The organism is Rothia sp. HMSC069C04, assembly GCF_001812895.1.
GTDB lineage: Bacteria > Actinomycetota > Actinomycetes > Actinomycetales > Micrococcaceae > Rothia.
In genome coordinates, this window is the sequence record NZ_KV810736.1 from 281,787 (window position 1) to 300,170 (window position 18,384).

Genomic DNA, 18,384 nt, shown 5'->3' on the forward strand with positions numbered 1-18,384 from the left:
GTACTCTCCGGGTACAGCTCCGTGGAGCGTACCCGTCGAGGGATTAGGTCAGGGACCTAATTAGACGCGGCGGCGCTTCGGGGGACGGCAACCGTTGTGTGCAACGGGGGTAACGTCCTGGATCGAACCGACCTCGAGGCCTGCAGCCTGCAGGGAGCGGATTGCGGTTTCGCGACCGGAACCAGGGCCCTTGACGAACACGTCAACCTTGCGGACGCCGTGCTCCTTGGCGCGGTTTGCAGCAGCCTCAGCAGCCAGCTGTGCGGCGTAGGGGGTGGACTTACGGGAGCCCTTGAAGCCCATGTCGCCAGCGGAGGACCAGGAGATCACTGCACCGGTGGGATCGGTGATGGAGACGATGGTGTTGTTGAAGGTCGACTTGATGTGAGCCTGACCAGCAACGATGTTCTTGCTAACCTTGCGGCGGTTGGTCTTACGAGCTGCCGCAGCGCGAGTCTTGGGAGGCATTTTTGATTCTCCTACAAAGGTTTTCTAATACGTTGGTCGGATAGAGATATCCAACAGAGCAACGTTGCTTACTTCTTCTTACCTGCGACGGTACGCTTCGGGCCCTTGCGGGTACGTGCGTTAGTCTTGGTGCGCTGACCGTGAACCGGCAGGCCGCGGCGGTGGCGCAGACCCTGGTAGGAACCGATTTCAACCTTACGGCGGATGTCAGCTGCAACCTCGCGGCGAAGATCACCTTCAACCTTGTAGTTGCCTTCGATGAAGTCACGAAGTGCCACGAGCTCCTGGTCAGTCAGGTCCTTGACGCGGGTGTCAGGGTTGACGCCGGTAGCAGCGAGGGTTTCGTGTGCACGGGTCTTGCCCACGCCGTAGATGTAAGTGAGAGCAACTTCCACGCGCTTTTCGCGGGGAATATCAACTCCAGCGAGACGTGCCATACTGGCTTCTCCTTGTTGTTTTCCAGAGGTCTATAGCATCACTGCCCGGGTTGTTCTGACCCGGTCCCCGGCCTCTGAGTCCGGAGGTATCCGAAGTCGCCTCGTGGGCGTTGCTTCGGAGCGGTGCCTATGACAATTCCGCCCCCTGTTGGGGCGGTTATGAAGTCAGCTGCTAGGGATTAGCCCTGGCGCTGCTTGTGGCGCGGGTTTTCGCAGATCACCATGACCACACCGTGACGGCGGATCACCTTGCACTTATCGCAGATCGGCTTAACGCTCGGCTTGACCTTCATCGCATTCCTTTTGATTGCAACTTGATTACTGGCGAGATAAGAGGTTCCCTCACTTACGTTGGGGAACTGCGTTATCCCTTTGAACACGATTTAAACGCCGCCAGGGGCGACGTTTATCTCGGGTTTACTTGTAACGGTAGACGATACGACCTCGGGAAAGGTCGTAGGGGCTCAGTTCCACTACTACTCGGTCCTCAGGCAGGATGCGAATGTAGTGCTGACGCATCTTGCCCGAGATGTGTGCGAGAACCTTGTGGCCGTTATCCAGCTCAACACGGAACATCGCGTTGGGCAGAGCTTCAACCACAGAGCCTTCAATCTCGATGACGCCGTCTTTCTTAGCCATATCCTCCGCTAACGTCGGTGCCCGTCGCAGGTGCGGCGGGCAATTGTATCTTCTGTTTGTGAGCTCACCTCGGTGAGGCGATAGGGCGTTTTAAGGCGCACTTAACACTGGCACAAACAACCAACTGTTAACTCTACGGCAAAGGCCGTGGAAAAACAACCGTGATTTTTATGACATCAGGCACTTAATGTTTAAAAGGAAGAAGCCCCTCCCCCACGTTCCTGAAAGTCTTATTGACTTCCCTCCGCAGGAAAGGGGCACCGTTCACCGGTCACAGCTCAACTGCTTAGTCTTCCTTAGCGGCAAGCTGACCGCATGCTCCATCAATATCGGAACCGCGAGTATCACGAATAGTCGTCGGAATACCGTGGGCACGCAGACGCTCCACAAAGTTCTGCTCAACGCCCTTACGGGATGCCGTCCACTTCGAACCCGGGGTCGGGTTCAGCGGAATCGGGTTCACGTGCACCCAACCACGGCCGCGCTGCGCCAGCTTCTTACCGAGCAGATCCGCACGCCAGCCCTGATCGTTAATATCGCGAATCAGCGCGTACTCAATGGAGACGCGGCGGCCGGTCGTACGGTAGTAGTCGTACGCAGCGTCCAGAGTCTCGTCGACCTTCCAGCGCTGGTTAATCGGGATCAGCTCATCACGCAGCTCATCATCCGGAGCGTGCAGAGACAGCGCCAAAGTAATGGGCAACTTCTCCAGCTCAAACTTACGAATACCCGGCACCAGGCCCACGGTCGACATGGTCAGACCGCGAGCAGAAATACCGAGGCCCTCGGGCGAAGGGTCAATCAGGCGGTGCACAGCACCCATGGTTGCCTTGTAGTTAGCAAGCGCCTCGCCCATACCCATGAAGACAATATTGGAAACACGCAGCGGACGAGTATCCTCAGAACCGCCTTCTGCTTCTTCCAGGCCCTTCATCTGCTTCAGGTAGCGGGCACCGGCAACGACCTGCTCCACAATTTCCGCGGTGGACAGGTTGCGAGTCAAACCCTGCTGACCGGTCGCACAGAAGGGGCAGTTCATACCGCAGCCAGCCTGCGAAGAGATGCACATGGTCACGCGGTTGTCATAACGCATGATGACAGACTCAATGAGCGCACCATCAAAGAGGCGGTGCACAACCTTCAGGGTGTCGCCACCGTCAGCCTCGAGGGTACGGACCGGGGTCAGAAGCTGAGGCATCGCCTGTGCAACCATCTGCTCGCGGTCCTTAGCCGGCAGGTCAGTCATCTCAGCGGGGTCAGTGACCAGACGCTCAAAATAGTGCTTGGACAGCTGGGATGCACGGAACGACTGGTAGCCAAGTTCCTTCAGAAATTCACGGCGGCCAGCCATGTCGAAGTCAGCGATATGCTTGGGCGGCTTCGCACGGCGCGGTGCTTTCAGGGCAATCTGGCCGGGTGCGGGGCGAACGTTCGAGATTTCAACCGGCACCTTGGTCGCAGCGGGTGCGGTTGCCTCGCCGCTATTGAGAGTTTCGCTCATGGAGCTTCTTCCTTGTGATGTGGATGCTTTCGGATGCGCTATCACGCACCGGACCGGATTCGCCGGTTTCTTCGGGTGGAGGTGGGGCAGCTAAAGGTGGATACCCCTCCCCTAGTGGTGGGACTTAGGCGGGGATCGGAACCGGGGTTACGCCAAAGCGAGCAAGTTCGCTTGCACCACCGTCTTCTGCAGTCAGGACCCAGATACCTTCGCTATGCACAGCAACGGAGTGCTCCCACTGGCAGGCATCGGAGCCGTCAACGGTTACAACGGTCCAGTCGTCGGAGAGCACCTTGGTCTCGATGGAACCAGTCACAAGCATCGGCTCAATAGCGAAAGCCATGCCGGGCTTGATCTTCGGCCCCATGTCACGCACTGCGTAGTTCAGTACGTCCGGTGCCATATGCATCTGGGAACCGATGCCGTGGCCCACGTAGTCTTCAATAATGCCGTACTTATCGCCGTATTCTTCGGTCACATATGCTTCGATGGCAAGGCCGATTTCGCCGACCTTCTTTGCGGTTGCCAGAGCGGCGATGCCGTGCCACATTGCCTCGCGAGTGACGGCGGAGAGCTCTGCGCGTGCTTCGCTCACATTGTCACCGACCAGCACAGTACGTGCCGAGTCGCCGTGCCACTGGCGGTTGGTTGCGGGGTCGATAACGTATGCGCCACCGTCGATAGAAAGGATGTCGCCGTCCTTGAGCACGTAGTCGCCGGGGATGCCGTGAACGACCTCATGGTTGACGGAGGTGCATACGGTTGCCGGGTAGTCGTAGTAGCCGTAGAAGTTGGAGGTGCCACCCAGTTCCAGCATGGTGCGTTCAAAAGCGGCGTTCACCTCTGCGGTGGTTGCGCCGGGGCGAGCTGCCGCCACTGCCGCATCGAGCGCGCGGCTGGTGATGACTCCTGCACGAGCCATCTGCTGAAGCTGTGCATTGGTTTTAATTTCGACTCGTGCCATTCTGGCTCCTTAGGTATAGGGGCGGTGCGCCCAAGCTTAGAACTCTACAGACAGCACTGTACCCCCGCAAGTCTTTGTGATGCATCATGCACCTCAAATTGCGGGGGTACAGCAGAAGATTACTTCAGAGCGTCGAGGATGCGCTCGGTGACTTCAGCAATCTCGCCGAGGCCGTTAACTTCCTTGACGATGCCGCGTTCGCGGTAGATTGCGATCAGCGGTGCGGTCTCTTCTTCGTAGACCTTCAGGCGGTGACGAATGACCTCTTCGTTGTCATCGGTACGACCCTGCTCTGCTGCGCGGTTGAGCAGACGCTCAACGAGTTCGTCGTTGTCTGCAACCAGCAGGAGAACTCGATCGATCTTCTCACCCTTGGCTTCGAGGATGGAGTCTAGCTCGTGCACCTGGGAGGTGTTGCGGGGGTAGCCGTCGAGCAGGAAGCCGTTGACGACGTCGCTTTCCTCCAGACGTGCGCGCACCATGTTGTTGGTGACAGAGTCGGGAACCAGGTTGCCGGAGTCGATGTACGACTTCGCTTCCTTGCCCAGCTCGGTCTCTTCCTTGATGTTCTTACGGAAGATATCACCGGTGGAAATCGCGGGAATCTTCAGCGCTTCAGCGATCTTGACGGCCTGGGTGCCCTTACCTGCACCGGGAGGGCCGACGATGAGCAGACGGTTCATCGGAGCAGTCCTTCGTAGTTTCGTTGTTGGAGCTGAGCGTTGATCTGCTTGAGAGTATCAAGACCAACACCCACCACGATCAGCAGCGAGGCGCCGCCGAACGGGAAATTCTGGTTTGCGTTGAATAGGATAAGCGCTACCAGGGGAATCATGGAAATTACACCCAGGTAAAGTGCGCCAGGCAACGTAATTCGGTTGAGTACGTAGCTGAGGTAACGCGCGGTGGGCTTACCCGCACGGATGCCGGGAATGAAGCCACCGTACTTCTTCATATTGTCCGCTACTTCTACCGGGTCGAAGGTGACCGCCACGTAGAAGTACGCGAAGCCAATAATCATGAAGAAGTAGAGAGCAATGTACAGCGGGTGATCGCCGCGCACCAGGTATGCGTTAATCCAGTTGACCCAGTCCGGCGGGGTGGAGCCGTCGGTGGGGGTGTTGAACTGGGCAATCAGGCCGGGCAGGGTCAGCAGGGAGGACGCGAAGATCAGCGGGATCACGCCGGCCATGTTGACCTTCAGCGGGATGTAGGTGCTGGTGCCGCCAATGGTGCGTCGACCAATCATGCGCTTTGCATACTGCACGGGGATACGGCGAACGGACTGTTCCACGTAGACCACGGCAAGCATGACCAGCAGGCCAATACCGCAGACAGCCGCGAAGATACCCCAACCGTGGGTGCGCTGGATGGAGCCCAGAGCGCTCGGGAAGGAGGAAGCGATGGAGGTGAAGATCAGCAGGGACATACCGTTGCCGACGCCACGCTCGGTAATCTGCTCACCCATCCACATGATGACGGTGGTACCTGCACACAGGGTGACGATAATCAGCAGGATGTGCAGTACGTCGTCCTGGGGGATGATGCCCGGGCAGTTACCCAGCAGAACGCCAGAGCGTGCCATCGAGACGATGGTGGTTGCATTCAGCAGAGCAAGAGCGATGGTCAGGTAGCGGGTGTACTGGGTGAGCTTTGCCTGACCCTGCGCGCCCTCATCGTGCAGCTCCTGGAATCGCGGGATGACCACGCGTAGCAGCTGGATGATAATGGACGCGGTAATGTACGGCATCACGCCGAGGGCAAAGATCGAAAGCTGCAGCAGTGCGCCACCACTGAAGAGGTTGACGATATCGTAGACGCCACCGCTTGTAACATTGGCGTTCAGACACTGCTGTACATTTCCGTAGGAAACGCCTGGCGCGGGGATGAAAGTGCCCACGCGGTACAGCACAATCATTGCCAGGGTAAACAGCAGCTTACGCCGCAAATCGGCGGTCTTGACGACTCGCCCGAATGCGCTCAGCACATGTCCTCCTGTAAGTCTATGGGGCGCCCATCCCTCTCAAAGAGTTTTAGGGCGCAGTAAACACATCTTCCAGTCTATCGTGTTTGGAGCGGGTAACGATAACTCCCTAGCAGATTATGTAGCTTTTATATTCTCTTAGCGTGATTTTTGAACGCCAAATGTGGCGCACACCAAGCGTTCAAATATACGAATACAGGAATATATCCCGTTGTGAGTCTTTCCGAGCAGCAAAAAGCCCCCGCCGTACAGTGTACGGACGGGGGCTTTCTCGTCTTGAAGACTACTTAACGGTTACAGAACCGCCAGCGGCCTCGATCTTCTCAATAGCGGAAGCCGATGCCTTGTCAACAACAACGTTCACCTTGACGGAGATTTCGCCGTTGCCCAGAACCTTCACGAGCTCGTTCTTGCGAACGGCACCCTTAGCAACCAGTGCCTCGACGGTGACGTCGCCACCGTTGGGGAACAGTTCCTGGATGCGGTCCAGGTTAACAACCTGGTACTCGGTGCGGAAGGGGTTCTTGAAGCCGCGCAGCTTCGGCAGGCGCATGTGCAGCGGCAGCTGGCCGCCTTCGAAGCCTGCACGAACCTGGTAACGTGCCTTGGTACCCTTGGTACCGCGACCTGCGGTCTTACCCTTGGAGCCTTCACCGCGGCCAACGCGGGTCTTTGCCTTGTGGGCACCCGGTGCCGGGCGCAGATCGTGAATCTTGATAGCTTCTGCCATCTTTACTTGACCTCCTCAACCTTCACCAGGTGAGCAACGGTGTTAACCATGCCAACGGTGACGGGGTCAGCAGTGCGGACTACCTTGTTGCCGGGGCGCTTGAGGCCCAGGGAACGCAGGGTGTCGCGCATGTTCTGCTTCTGACCAACATAGGACTTGACCTGGGTGATTTCCAGCTTTGCGTCGCTGGGCTGAATACGCTTGGCCATTACTACGCACCTGCCTTTTCAGACTTGGTGTTGCGCAGGTAGCTGGGGATAACCTCATCGGTGGGCAGGCCACGGCGGGCTGCCACTGCCAGGGGCTCCTCGAGCTCCTTGAGTGCTGCAACAGTTGCGTGAACGATGTTGATCTGGTTGGAGGAACCGAGCGACTTGGACAGCACGTCGTGAATGCCTGCGCACTCGAGTACTGCACGCACGGGGCCACCTGCGATAACACCGGTACCAGCGGTTGCCGGGCGGAGCATCACAACGCCTGCAGCTGCCTCACCCTGCACACGGTGCGGGATGGTGCGGCCTTCGATGCGGGGAACGCGGAAGAAGTTCTTCTTTGCTTCCTCGACACCCTTGGAGATTGCTGCGGGAACTTCCTTAGCCTTACCGTAGCCAACGCCGACCAGGCCGTTACCGTCACCAACGACGACCAGTGCGGTGAAGCTGAAGCGACGACCACCCTTGACGACCTTGGAAACGCGGTTGATGGTCACAACGCGCTCGATGTACTTGTCCTTCTCCTCCTCGCGAGCGCGGTTGTTACGGCGCTCACCACGGCCACGACGCTCGCCGCGGTTGTTGCGGCGCTCCTCGCGCTGGTTGGAGGTCTCAGCGGTTTCAGCTACTACTGCTTCGCTCACCTGAGTTTCCTTTACGTTCTGCTCGCTCATTAGAGTGCAAGACCTCCCTCGCGTGCACCGTCAGCAACGGCTGCAACACGGCCGTGGTACTTGTTACCACCGCGGTCGAACACGACTGCCTCAACACCAGCTGCCTTGGCGCGCTCTGCTACGAGCTCACCAACGCGCTTTGCCTTAGCGGTCTTGTCCAGGTCAGCTGCACGCAGCTCTGCTTCCATGGTGGAAGCGGATGCCAGGGTTACGCCCTTGACATCGTCGATAACCTGAACGAACATGTGACGGGTCGAACGGGTGACGCACAGGCGCGGACGCGCAGCGGTACCCGAAACGTACTTGCGGATGCGAGCGTGACGACGTGCACGCTGCGCTGCCTTCGACTTGATAGCCATGTTTACTTACCAGCCTTTCCGACCTTGCGGCGGATGTGCTCACCTGCGTAGCGAACACCCTTACCCTTGTAGGGATCGGGCTTACGCAGACCACGAATGTTTGCTGCAACCTGACCAACGAGCTGCTTGTCGATACCCGACACGGTCAGCTTGTTAGCACCCTCCACTGCGAAGGTAATACCCTCGGGAGCGGTGATGTTGATCGGGTGGGAGTAGCCCAGAGCGAACTCCAGGTCGTTACCCTTCGGGGTCACACGGTAACCGGTACCAACGATTTCCAGCTTCTTTTCGTAGCCGGAGGTAACGCCGATAATCAGGTTCTGAATCAGGGTACGAGTCAGACCGTGCAGCGAGCGAGACAGGCGCTCGTCGTTCGGACGAGATACAACGATCTCGTTTTCGTTCAGAGCCACGGTGATGGGGGAAGCTACCTTGTGGGAGAGCTCGCCCTTCGGGCCCTTAACGGTAACCAGGTTGCCATCGACCTTAACCTCAACGCCGGCGGGAACCGAGATGGGGAGACGTCCAATACGTGACATTATTCTCTTCCTTTCTCTTCTAACCGACTACCAGATGTAAGCGATGACTTCGCCGCCCACGCCCTTCTTCGCAGCCTGCTTGTCAGTGAGCAGACCCGAAGAGGTGGACAGGATTGCGATGCCGAGGCCACCCAGAACCTGGGGCAGGTTGGTGGACTTTGCGTAGGTACGCAGGCCCGGCTTGGAAATACGACGCACGCCAGCGATGGAACGCTCGCGGGACGGACCGTACTTGAGGACGAGGGTCAGGGTCTTGCCGACCTTTGCATCCTCAACCTTCACGTCGGCGATGTAGCCCTCAGCCTTCAGGATCTCAGCAATGCGAGCCTTCAGCTTGGAGTAGGGCATGGATACGGTGTCGTGGTATGCGGAGTTTGCGTTACGCAAACGGGTCAGCATATCTGCGACCGGATCAGTCATAGTCATTGTGGGCTTTAGCCCTTCCTCGTTGTGGTTTCCCTACCCCGCGGTAACGGGGTCTGGACCTACAACGTAGTCGTTAGTTGGTCTTGAACGGGAAGCCCAGTGCCTTCAGGATTGCACGGCCTTCTTCGTCGGTCTTCGCGGAGGTCACCACGGTGATGTCCATACCACGCACGCGGTCGATCGAGTCCTGATCGATTTCGTGGAACATGGACTGCTCGGTCAGACCGAAGGTGTAGTTACCATTACCGTCGAACTGGCGGTCCGAGAGGCCGCGGAAGTCGCGGATTCGGGGCAGCGCCAGGGTGACGAGGCGGTCCAGGAATTCCCACATGCGGTCGCCACGCAGGGTGACGTGTGCGCCGATGGGCATACCTTCGCGCAGCTTGAACTGTGCGATGGACTTCTTAGCGCGGGTAACAATCGGCTTCTGACCGGTGATTGCGGTGAGATCGCGGATTGCGCCGTCCATGAGCTTTGCGTCGCGAGCTGCCTCGCCAACACCCATGTTTACGACGACCTTAACGATCTTCGGGGTCTGCATGACGTTCTCGTACTTGAACTCTTCCTGCAGAGCGGGAACGACGACCTCAGCGTACTTGGTCTTGAAGCGGGGGGTGATCTTGGTTTCGGTCATTAGATGTCCTTACCCGAACGCTTAGCAACGCGCACGCGAACGGTGCGCTCCTTGCCGTCACGCTCTACAGTCTCGAGGCGGAAACCAACACGGGTCGGCTTCTTGGTCTCGGGGTCAACAATCGCAACGTTAGAAACGTGGATCGGTGCCTCAACCTTCTGAATGCCGCCTGCTGCGCCGGTCAGGGGGTTAGCCTTGGTGTGCTTGGTGACGACCTTGACGCCCTCAACAATCACACGGTTTTCCTTGGGGAGAACCTTCAGAACCTTGCCCTGCTTGCCCTTATCTGCACCGGAAATAACCTGAACCAGGTCGCCGGACTTGATCTTAGCCATGAATTAGAGCACCTCCGGAGCCAGCGAAACGATCTTCATGAACTTCTTGTCGCGAAGCTCACGACCCACGGGGCCGAAGATACGGGTACCACGGGGATCACCATCAGTGTTCTTCAGGATCACTGCGGAGTTCTCGTCGAACTTGATGTAGGAGCCGTCGGGACGACGGGTTTCCTTCTTGGTGCGGACGACGACTGCCTTAACAACGTCACCCTTCTTTACGGTACCGCCGGGGATTGCATCCTTGACGGTTGCGACAATGATGTCGCCGATGCCTGCGTAGCGACGCGAGGAACCACCGAGAACACGGATGGTCAGGATTTCCTTCGCACCAGTGTTGTCGGCGACCTTCAGTCGCGACTCCTGCTGAATCATATTTCTCCTGTCGTCTCGCCGGTTCCGACTCGCTTTAGGCGCGAGCCAGCCTTGCGGAACATTTTTACGGGATTGGTTGACGCCCCGGGCCCCAACTCTATGGAAGGGGTTAGCGGAAACGCCTGGGGCAAACCCATGCCAGAAGCATTTGGACCCGCGTGAAGCGGGCGTATCCCACCCGTAAATAGCGGCATTATGCACTGGCACGAGAAGCCCGTGGTTGTGCGGCTATTTGGATACAGCCACACAGTCTTAACACTGTACAGGAAGCAGGTATGTAGCGCAAGAGTTTGCCGACTATGATTTCAGTCTCCTCCACCCTATCTCTGGGGATAGCCGGGCTTAGAGAGCAAAAACCCCATACCCCACATCACCATCGATTGAGAAGGCCCCTTATTTGACACTTAAAGCAGGAGGCCCCTTCGTGTAGTTCCTGACGCATAAGAAACTGAAGGGGCCTCGAGAAATCTATCAAACAATGTGTCAAACAAAGAAGATAGATATTAATATTTTACTACGCTTTAATGTCCCTCCACGACAGACTTGCCGCGGGGCTGGCGGGAGATCACCGCGGTTCCGCTCCTTACACAAACATGCATACGACGCGAGAGCACAGCAGACACGACATAGGCGGCTCAGCCGCTCTTCACTCATCAGCTAGGGCATATATACTTTCGCGATACCGTCACGAACGATAGGGCGAGGAGGTTCTCCCGGTCGAGTCTCTTCTGCAGCCTCGTAGTATTCGCCAGAGTTTGCATCCAGCACGTAGGGAACCTCAGCTGCGGGGTAGTCTCCTGCTTTATCGACAGCAATGACACTCCCGTCCTTCAACAGGACCTGGTGGTTAATGCGGGTGGGAGCCACCTGCACGGTGTCAATAATGGCTCGATTGAGCGTATTAATGACGGTAATAGTTCCGCCACCAGCAACTGCCGCCTCCCCCTTGCCACCGAAATCAGCAACATAGAGCAGGTGACGTTCTGCATCGAGCAAGATATCGGTGGGCATCTTTCCGAACGGAAGATAAGCGAGGTGCTCACCCTCAAAGCTCAGAACATACAGACCGCCATTCTTACCCTCGCGCCCTTGCGCAGAGACATATAGTTCACCGCGCGTCGAAACAATCTCCACACCGTGAACACCGACTGGAGTATTGGCGTCTTCCCCGCCAATTACGGGCAGCTTGCGTGCAAGCTCCCAGGTATTCATATCCACAACCCAGATTTCATCTCGCATAATATTCGGGATGTACAGGAGGCTACGGCTTTCGTCCGCTACGGGTCCTAGTAGCATGGCAGGGCCTTCCCCTTGAAGGGGGCTAACCCTACGTTCCCCCTCTGCGGTGGGTGCAGAAATCACCTGGTAGCCGCCCATTCCGGTAACGAGTACGGCACCGTTGGGTGCGACGTATAGCTCACGCGGAGTCAGCATCTCTACTTCTAGAACGAGAGAATCCCATACGCGCGATAGGTCCTTTTGGGAGTATGCGGTAACCGAGTTTGTGTGGGTTCCTCCGGTCCAGAGAAGCCCCCGTTCATTGTCTGCGGCTAACCCATAGGCAGCTTGAACCTGGAAGAGGTTTGCTAGTTCGGGGTTATTTTCCGGGATAACGGGCAGAGTAGCCGTCTGCTCAATCTGCAGGGTATCCGCGTTTATGCGAGCAATTGTGGCGCAGAGAGTGCCGTGGGTCTTTGTGTGGTTATAGCTTCCACTTACAAAAAGAACGTTCTCTTCAGGGTTGTATGCCACTTGATACTGGCCAGCAAGTCCCGCGGAACGATCCACGGAAAAACGCTTAGCATCCGGCACGTTCTTCTGCTCTTCTCCTGCGACAGGGGGAACCATAAGTATCTCCAGAGTTGTGTAGTTTGGAGGCTAGCTCACCTTATATTTTGCGGGCTTAGCATCCGGAGCTTTCTGCTGTATATCTTACGCTTTGCCCACCATTTTGAGGCTTTTCTAGTGCAGTCCATGCACTACGAAATTCATCCTCAAGAGGTCCTATATTGGCATCCGGAGCTGTTCTCCCCTCCGGCTCTGAGCGGGGCAAATTTACCCCATGAAAGCTTTACAATCTAAACATAATTAGCATAAAAGACATATATCTAGAACTATCGGCATCTTCTAGAACTAAAAGACTTATATCGAGTCGACCAGAGCCATAGATTTTGTAATATTTCTTCACCTCTGACCCCCTCAAAACAGCGTTCTGAAAAAATCTGCTTAAAAATTTAGAAATTAAGGGTTGTTTTTTCAAAAATCAAGTTTTTTAGCAAAAATCGCGATTCAAGGTGCGAAAATCAGCGAGATGTACCATAATAGAAGAGACGCATGCGTCAAACAAGAGGTTCGGTCCTTATCGGACAGATTTCTTGGGTCCCTTTTTCCTCGCTAATCCGTTTGTCTAGGGACCGAACCTCGCTTTGACACTAAACCCGCACTTCGGTGCGGGTTTTCTTCGTATTTGAGGCGTTAGAATCCCGCACTTCATTCTTCAGGCTGTTAACTCGTCAAATAAGGGCGGGCGAGCGCAGAGGGTGCGCTTCACCCTTCCTCCGCTTCTCTTCCGCTCTCCCCCGCTACTACTTCTGATCCTGGTCTAGGCCTTCCGCTCGAATACAGACGTATAGGCAAAACGATAGGGGCGGTACCCATCGGTTCGATGGGTACCGCCCCTTTCAGCGCCTATCGGCAGTTTCAGAGAGTCAAGCGGGTTCTTGAATATCTAGCAGATCCCGCTCTACCTCTTTCGCTACCGCCAAGCGGTAGTATCGTGGGCTGCCGTGGGGTACGGGCTATGCCTTGCGGCGACGTGCTACCAGCACGGTTGCGCCAACGACCAGGGCAAGAACGCCGATTCCTGCAGCAACGACGACGCCCGAAGCACCGGTGTTAGCCAGCGAAGACTTCGAGGAGCTCGAAGCGGTGGAGCCGTTGTTGGAAGAGGTGACGTTCTGCGACGAAGAGCCGGAGGTCTTCGGTGCAGTGCTGTCCTTCTTCTGAGCATCAGACTTCAAAGAATCCGCGGGAGCCTTGGACTGATCCTTAGCGTTTTCCTTTACCTGTTCCTTGGAGTCTGCCGGTGCGGAAGGCGCCTCAGAGGGGTTAGTTACAGGTGCATTAGCCGATTCGGATGCCTTCGGTGCAGGTGCCTGGTTGTCAACGCTGAAGGTGTATTCTGCAGCCACACCACCGCGCACGTTATCGTTCTCGGTCAGGGAACCGGAGAGCAGGTAGATAGCAACGCTATCGCCGGTCTTCAGTTCTTCAGTCAGGTTAGAGTTTGCCACGGTGGGGCGGTCGATGGTTGCGGTGAAGTTACCGTTTTCGTCCGCCTTGATGTATGCCCAGATGCCTGCGCTATTGCCTTCAACGCCTGCGAGCTTAGGCTCTACCTTCGCAGAAATAGCGCCCTTGTTCAGCTTGACGGCGATAACGGAGCCCTTACCGTCCAGAGTCTTGAAGCCTTCACCGCGGAAGGTCAGCTTCTGGCCGTCCCAAGTCTTGGGGAAGTAGACCTTAGCGCCGTCCTTGTACTCGTGCACAACCTCATTGGAATTTGCGCTTTCGGAGGGTGCCGGGGTGCTCGGCTCGGGCTTAGCAGACTCGCTCGGAGCCGGAGTAGTCGGCTCAGGCTTAGCAGACTCGCTCGGAGCCGGAGTGGGCTGTTCGCTATCCGGCAGGCTCAGCTTAGTGCCGGCGGGGTAAGTGGTAATCACGCCAGAGGGAGCAGCAGCGACCTGGGTAGTTTCTGCCGGCGCGCAGGTCGTAGCGGTGTCTGCCTTCTTCTCTGCAACAGTTGCGGAGAGCGCTTCACCACCACGTGCGGTATCGCCTTCAACCATGGAGCCGGAGAGCAGGAAGACAGATACCTTATCGCCGCTCTTCAGGTTTTCCTTCAGGTTGGAGTTTTCAGTGGTCGGGTACGGCAGCTCAGCGGTGAAGTTACCATTCTCATCTGCCTGGATGTACGCCCAGACGCCGGCGCTGTTGCCCTCAGCACCGTTGAGCTTCGGCTCTTCCTTCGCGGAGATGCGGCCCTTGTTCAGCTTGACTGCGAGTACGGAGCCCTTTGAACCGTCCTGAGTCTTGAAACCTTCGCCACGCAGCTTCAGGGTTTCACCGGTGGTCCAGTCCTTCACGGCGTAGAGCTTAGCGCCGTCGGCGTAGGTCTTCACCAGTTCTTCAGAAGAAGTCTGTGCAGCAGGCTTCGCGGTGGTTTCAACGGTGGTGTTGATCTTCACCATGACACCGGGAGTAATCGGGGAGTCTGCGTTGTCCTTACCCTTGGGCTCGGTGCTAGAGGTGCGGTATTCGCCGGTGGTCTTATCGATGGTGTAGTCGGTTTCGATAGCGGAAGCGCCTTCGATGCTGCGTGCTACAGCGTATACACTGCCGTCTGCAGCGACCAGAACATCATTTGCGCCGCTGGTCGCACCGGTAGACACCTGAGAAACAACGGTGCCGGTTCGTGCATCAACAACACCGACGTTGCCGGTACCGTAATCGGTCACGTACAGCAGGTCACGGGCTTCGTCGGAGGCGAGGGCGAGGGCCTGGTTGCCGAAAGGAATGGTCTTCTTGTAGGCACCAGTTTCCAGGTCGTAGACGGTGATACCGGAGTTAGTGCCCTTACGGTCACCCTGGGTGCTGACGTAGATTTCCTTCAGGGACTTGTCGATAGTGACGTCCGAGGGGTTCAGAGCAGCTTCAGCATTTTCCTTGTGCAGCTGAATGGTCTTCTCGACTTCGTAGCTCTTGGTGTCGATCACCTTCACGGTGCCGGCACTCAGGGAGGGTGCGTAGAGCTTGCCATCAGCGGAGTCTACGTGCATGTTCATTGCAATGTCAGATTCGCCCTTGGCATCGGTGAATTCAATCTTCTTGACCAGGGCGTGCCGAGTGGTGTCGAAGACACTAATGCCGCCGGAGCCAGATACAAAGACCTTGCCGCTGGAGGGGTCGATGCGTACCTCACGAGGGTGGTTGACGTCGCCTTCTGCGCTACTCCAAATAATCTTGTTGGTCGCGGGATCGAAGACAGATACCTTGTTGACGCGGGTCTGGGTCACCCATACGTATCCGGTTGCTTCATCGTAAGCGATACCGTAGGGAGATTCGATCTGCTTACCGGTCGGTGCGGTAGCACCACGTGCGGTGAAGTCGGTGGTCGGGAACTGGTAGACAGTGGCAAGGCTCGGGGTGGATGCAACGTTCCAGGTGCCGACGCCACCGGTCAGAATCGGCGGGCGTCCGGAGGAGAAGGAAGTATAGAGGGAGGAGGTTGCTGCCGAGTATGCCAGCTGGTACTGGCCGGGCAAGCCCTGGTACTGGGTAGCACTCACTGCAATGTGGCGGCATTCCTCAGCGGAGTTCTGGGAGTTCCCGCCGGGAACGGATGCGGAGACGTTTGCCGCAAAGGTAGCGGGAACGGTAGCGAAAGAGCCTGCGACAACGGAAAGTGCGCCAGCAATGGCGAGCAGCTTACGTGAGGGCTTGGGTGAAGAAGTCATGCTGATCCTCAATGATGTGTAGTGGTACTTCTCCAAAGGTCGTGCAACCTCCGGAAGGTGCAAAGCCACCCGACTGATTATTAGGCAAGGTTATGCTAAGCAACTATAAAGTTGATAATAAGTCCCTAATCAGGTTGTTTTCAAGTGCTGCTCATCGGATTCCGCAGTCCCCATGCGCCTTACTCACGTATTACTTTTCATTTTTTCGCCCTAATTCCGCCTCCACATGCGCTTTCTTCTCTAGTAGCATCTACTCGTGGATTGCGCCATCAACGCGAGAGAAAAATATTGTTTTCTCGTATGACATATCAAGACATTTATGACAGATATTGTCTTAGCGTCTGTTATTAGCCCATGTCATAGGGCGCCCGCCCTAGTTTTCCCTAACAAAGGTTAAAACACAAAGAACCCCTCTCCCACCGAAGTAGGAGAGGGGTTCTTTTACTGCTCTAGCAGAGAGTCATGAAAAGGGCTTACTTAGCCTTCTCGATGATCTCCACGATACGCCAGCGCTTGGAAGCGGACAGCGGACGGGTCTCTGCAATCAGAACGAGGTCACCGATGCCAGCAGCGTTCTGCTCATCGTGTGCCTTGATCTTGGAGCTACGGCGAACGACCTTGCCGTACAGTGCGTGCTTCACGTGGTCCTCGACCTCGACGACAACGGTCTTGTCCATCTTGTCGGAGACAACGTAGCCGCGGCGGGTCTTGCGGTAGCCGCGCTCTTCGTTCTTTACTTCACTCACTTGGACTCACCTTCAGTTGCGGGACGAATACCGAGCTCGCGCTCACGCAGCACGGTGTAGATACGTGCGATGTCGCGCTTGATAGTGCGGCGACGACCTGCGTTAGCCTGACCGGTGACTTCCTGGAAGCGGATGTTGAAGAGTTCCTTCTTCGCTTCGCTCAGCTTTGCAGCCAGCTCTTCGTTGGAGAGCTCTGCGAGCTTATCGATGCTCAGGTCCTTGGATCCTACTGCCATCTCGCTTATTCACCACCTTCGCGGCGACGCACAACACGTGCCTTCATCGGGAGCTTGTGGATTGCCAGGCGCATTGCCTCGCGAGCCACTTCTTCGGACACACCGGAGAGTTCAAACATGACTCGACCCGGCTTGACATTTGCGACCCACCACTCGGGCGAACCCTTACCGGAACCCATACGGGTTTCAGCGGGCTTCTTGGTCAGCGGACGGTCGGGATAAATGTTGATCCAGACCTTACCGCCACGCTTGATGTGACGGGTCATTGCGATACGTGCAGCCTCAATCTGGCGGTTGGTCACGTATGCGGGCGACAGGGCCTGAATGCCCCACTCACCGAAGCTAACCTCGGTGCCGCCCTTTGCGAGACCACTACGCTTGGGGTGGTGCTGCTTGCGGTACTTTACTCGACGGGGAATAAGCATTTATGCCTCACCGTTCTCTGCAGTCTTGGCCTCGACCTTTGCCGAAGCGTTCTCGTTGCGGCGCTCGCGACGAGGACCACGGTTGCCCTGGCGGCGGCGGTCACCATCGCGGCGGTTGCCACGGCGGTTGTTTGCTGCCTGCTGAGCTGCCAGCTCCTTGTCGGTCAGGTCGCCCTTGTAGATCCAGACCTTCACGCCGATGCGACCGAAGGTGGTCTTAGCCTCGAAGAAGCCGTAGTCGATGTTCGCACGCAGGGTGTGCAGGGGCACACGGCCTTCGCGGTAGAACTCGGAACGGGACATTTCAGCGCCACCCAGACGGCCGGAGCACTGGATACGGATACCCTTTGCACCTGCACGCTGTGCGGACTGGATTGCCTTCTTCATTGCACGGCGGAATGCAACACGCGATGCGAGCTGCTCTGCGATGCTCTGTGCAACCAGCTGAGCGGAGAGGTCGGGGTTAGCAACCTCGAGGATGTTCAGCTGAATCTGCTTGTTGGTGAGCTTCTCGAGCTCGCCGCGGATGCGGTCTGCTTCTGCGCCACGGCGGCCAATCACGATACCGGGACGAGCGGTGTGAATGTCCACACGCACGCGGTCACGGGTACGCTCGATCTCGACCTTTGCAACGCCTGCGCGATCCAGGTTCTTAGCCAGCAGCTCGCGGATCTTTACGTCCTCGCGGACGAAGTCAGCGTAACGCTCGCCGGGCTTGTTGGAATCAGCGAACCACTTGGAGACGTGGTCAGTGGTGATGCCCAGTCGGAAACCGTTCGGGTGAATTTTCTGACCCATTTAGCGGTCCTCCTCCTTCTCCGGGGTAGCAACTACCACGGTGATGTGGCTGGTGCGCTTGTTGATTCGGTATGCGCGACCCTGAGCGCGGGGCTGAATGCGCTTCATGGTCGGGCCCTCGTTCACGAATGCTTCGCTGATGAACAGCTCTTCCTCGCGGAAGGGCAGACCCTGCTGGGTTGCCTTCTGACGAGCGTTAGCTACTGCCGAAGCAACGATCTTGTATACCGGCTCCGAAGCTGCCTGGGGGGCGAACTTCAGAATCGCCAGAGCCTCTTCCGCCTGCTTACCACGGATCAGGTTGACGACACGGCGGGCCTTCATAGGCGTAACGCGAACGAAACGCGCTGATGCCTTGGCTTCCATTGCCTATCTCTCTTTCGTCT

24 protein-coding genes are annotated in these 18,384 nt (G+C 57.0%); all 24 read right to left on the reverse strand.

The features are described 5' to 3' along the window. Window positions 1-60 precede the first annotated feature (60 nt). The 24 genes from rpsK to rplV all read right to left on the reverse strand — a co-directional run bounded on the left by rpsK (window position 61) and on the right by rplV (window position 18,364). The gene (rpsK, locus tag HMPREF2879_RS03815; protein ID WP_005505028.1) at window positions 61-468 is read right to left on the reverse strand and encodes a 30S ribosomal protein S11; all 408 of its coding nucleotides are present in this window, start codon (window positions 466-468) and stop codon (window positions 61-63) included. Between the two features lie 68 nt (window positions 469-536). Beyond that, window positions 537-905 (reverse strand): 30S ribosomal protein S13, encoded by a 369-nt coding sequence (gene rpsM, locus HMPREF2879_RS03820; RefSeq protein ID WP_005505026.1) that lies wholly within the window; start codon window positions 903-905, stop codon window positions 537-539. Between the two features lie 179 nt (window positions 906-1,084). Beyond that, on the reverse strand, window positions 1,085-1,198 hold the full coding sequence (gene rpmJ, locus HMPREF2879_RS03825) for a 50S ribosomal protein L36 (RefSeq protein ID WP_004005257.1): 114 nt from the start codon (window positions 1,196-1,198) through the stop codon (window positions 1,085-1,087). Window positions 1,199-1,322: 124 nt separating this feature from the next. After that, complete coding sequence (gene infA, locus HMPREF2879_RS03830; protein ID WP_005505018.1) at window positions 1,323-1,544, reverse strand: translation initiation factor IF-1; 222 nt, start codon at window positions 1,542-1,544, stop codon at window positions 1,323-1,325. A gap of 286 nt (window positions 1,545-1,830) precedes the next feature. Further along, entirely contained in the window at window positions 1,831-3,045 is a 1,215-nt protein-coding gene (rlmN, locus tag HMPREF2879_RS03835; RefSeq protein ID WP_044150213.1) for a dual-specificity RNA methyltransferase RlmN, read from the reverse strand. 124 nt (window positions 3,046-3,169) lie between these two features. Beyond that, window positions 3,170-4,009, reverse strand: coding sequence for a type I methionyl aminopeptidase (gene map, locus HMPREF2879_RS03840; protein WP_049341779.1), 840 nt, complete (start codon window positions 4,007-4,009; stop codon window positions 3,170-3,172). 119 nt (window positions 4,010-4,128) lie between these two features. Further along, the gene (locus HMPREF2879_RS03845; protein WP_005505015.1) at window positions 4,129-4,692 is read right to left on the reverse strand and encodes an adenylate kinase; all 564 of its coding nucleotides are present in this window, start codon (window positions 4,690-4,692) and stop codon (window positions 4,129-4,131) included. Further along, window positions 4,689-5,996: a preprotein translocase subunit SecY gene (secY, locus tag HMPREF2879_RS03850; RefSeq protein WP_012903060.1), complete on the reverse strand. Its 1,308-nt coding sequence runs from the start codon at window positions 5,994-5,996 to the stop codon at window positions 4,689-4,691. The genes HMPREF2879_RS03845 and secY overlap by 4 nt, the downstream gene beginning before the upstream one ends. Before the next feature lie 280 nt (window positions 5,997-6,276). After that, window positions 6,277-6,723 (reverse strand): 50S ribosomal protein L15, encoded by a 447-nt coding sequence (gene rplO / locus HMPREF2879_RS03855; RefSeq protein ID WP_005505008.1) that lies wholly within the window; start codon window positions 6,721-6,723, stop codon window positions 6,277-6,279. Between the two features lie 2 nt (window positions 6,724-6,725). Further along, entirely contained in the window at window positions 6,726-6,932 is a 207-nt protein-coding gene (rpmD, locus tag HMPREF2879_RS03860; protein WP_004005265.1) for a 50S ribosomal protein L30, read from the reverse strand. Window positions 6,933-6,934: 2 nt separating this feature from the next. Beyond that, window positions 6,935-7,579 carry a 30S ribosomal protein S5 gene (gene rpsE / locus HMPREF2879_RS03865; RefSeq protein ID WP_171840195.1) on the reverse strand — a complete coding sequence of 215 codons (645 nt, stop codon included), beginning with the start codon at window positions 7,577-7,579 and terminating at the stop codon, window positions 6,935-6,937. A 29-nt stretch (window positions 7,580-7,608) separates the two neighbouring features. Beyond that, entirely contained in the window at window positions 7,609-7,968 is a 360-nt protein-coding gene (rplR, locus tag HMPREF2879_RS03870) for a 50S ribosomal protein L18 (protein WP_005505006.1), read from the reverse strand. A gap of 2 nt (window positions 7,969-7,970) precedes the next feature. After that, a complete protein-coding gene (gene rplF, locus HMPREF2879_RS03875; protein ID WP_005505004.1) occupies window positions 7,971-8,507 on the reverse strand; it encodes a 50S ribosomal protein L6 in 537 nt (178 codons plus the stop codon). A gap of 27 nt (window positions 8,508-8,534) precedes the next feature. Further along, entirely contained in the window at window positions 8,535-8,933 is a 399-nt protein-coding gene (gene rpsH, locus HMPREF2879_RS03880) for a 30S ribosomal protein S8 (RefSeq protein ID WP_005505003.1), read from the reverse strand. Window positions 8,934-9,006: 73 nt separating this feature from the next. Beyond that, window positions 9,007-9,567, reverse strand: a complete 561-nt coding sequence (rplE, locus tag HMPREF2879_RS03885; RefSeq protein ID WP_005505001.1) for a 50S ribosomal protein L5 — start codon at window positions 9,565-9,567, stop codon at window positions 9,007-9,009. Further along, on the reverse strand, window positions 9,567-9,902 hold the full coding sequence (gene rplX, locus HMPREF2879_RS03890; RefSeq protein WP_005504988.1) for a 50S ribosomal protein L24: 336 nt from the start codon (window positions 9,900-9,902) through the stop codon (window positions 9,567-9,569). Before rplX ends, rplE begins: the two co-directional genes overlap by 1 nt. 3 nt (window positions 9,903-9,905) lie before the next feature. After that, the gene (rplN, locus tag HMPREF2879_RS03895) at window positions 9,906-10,277 is read right to left on the reverse strand and encodes a 50S ribosomal protein L14 (protein ID WP_005504986.1); all 372 of its coding nucleotides are present in this window, start codon (window positions 10,275-10,277) and stop codon (window positions 9,906-9,908) included. A 657-nt stretch (window positions 10,278-10,934) separates the two neighbouring features. Further along, window positions 10,935-12,125 (reverse strand): YncE family protein, encoded by a 1,191-nt coding sequence (locus tag HMPREF2879_RS03900; protein ID WP_049347277.1) that lies wholly within the window; start codon window positions 12,123-12,125, stop codon window positions 10,935-10,937. 950 nt (window positions 12,126-13,075) lie between these two features. Next, window positions 13,076-15,793, reverse strand: coding sequence for an LPXTG cell wall anchor domain-containing protein (locus HMPREF2879_RS03905; protein WP_070634862.1), 2,718 nt, complete (start codon window positions 15,791-15,793; stop codon window positions 13,076-13,078). 473 nt (window positions 15,794-16,266) lie between these two features. Next, window positions 16,267-16,539 (reverse strand): 30S ribosomal protein S17, encoded by a 273-nt coding sequence (gene rpsQ, locus HMPREF2879_RS03910; RefSeq protein ID WP_005508401.1) that lies wholly within the window; start codon window positions 16,537-16,539, stop codon window positions 16,267-16,269. Next, window positions 16,536-16,775, reverse strand: a complete 240-nt coding sequence (gene rpmC, locus HMPREF2879_RS03915) for a 50S ribosomal protein L29 (protein ID WP_005504969.1) — start codon at window positions 16,773-16,775, stop codon at window positions 16,536-16,538. Before rpmC ends, rpsQ begins: the two co-directional genes overlap by 4 nt. 5 nt (window positions 16,776-16,780) lie before the next feature. Beyond that, window positions 16,781-17,200, reverse strand: a complete 420-nt coding sequence (gene rplP, locus HMPREF2879_RS03920) for a 50S ribosomal protein L16 (protein ID WP_005504968.1) — start codon at window positions 17,198-17,200, stop codon at window positions 16,781-16,783. Beyond that, window positions 17,201-17,998 (reverse strand): 30S ribosomal protein S3, encoded by a 798-nt coding sequence (gene rpsC, locus HMPREF2879_RS03925; protein WP_005504966.1) that lies wholly within the window; start codon window positions 17,996-17,998, stop codon window positions 17,201-17,203. Continuing rightward, window positions 17,999-18,364: a 50S ribosomal protein L22 gene (gene rplV / locus HMPREF2879_RS03930; protein WP_005504964.1), complete on the reverse strand. Its 366-nt coding sequence runs from the start codon at window positions 18,362-18,364 to the stop codon at window positions 17,999-18,001. Window positions 18,365-18,384: the final 20 nt, after the last annotated feature.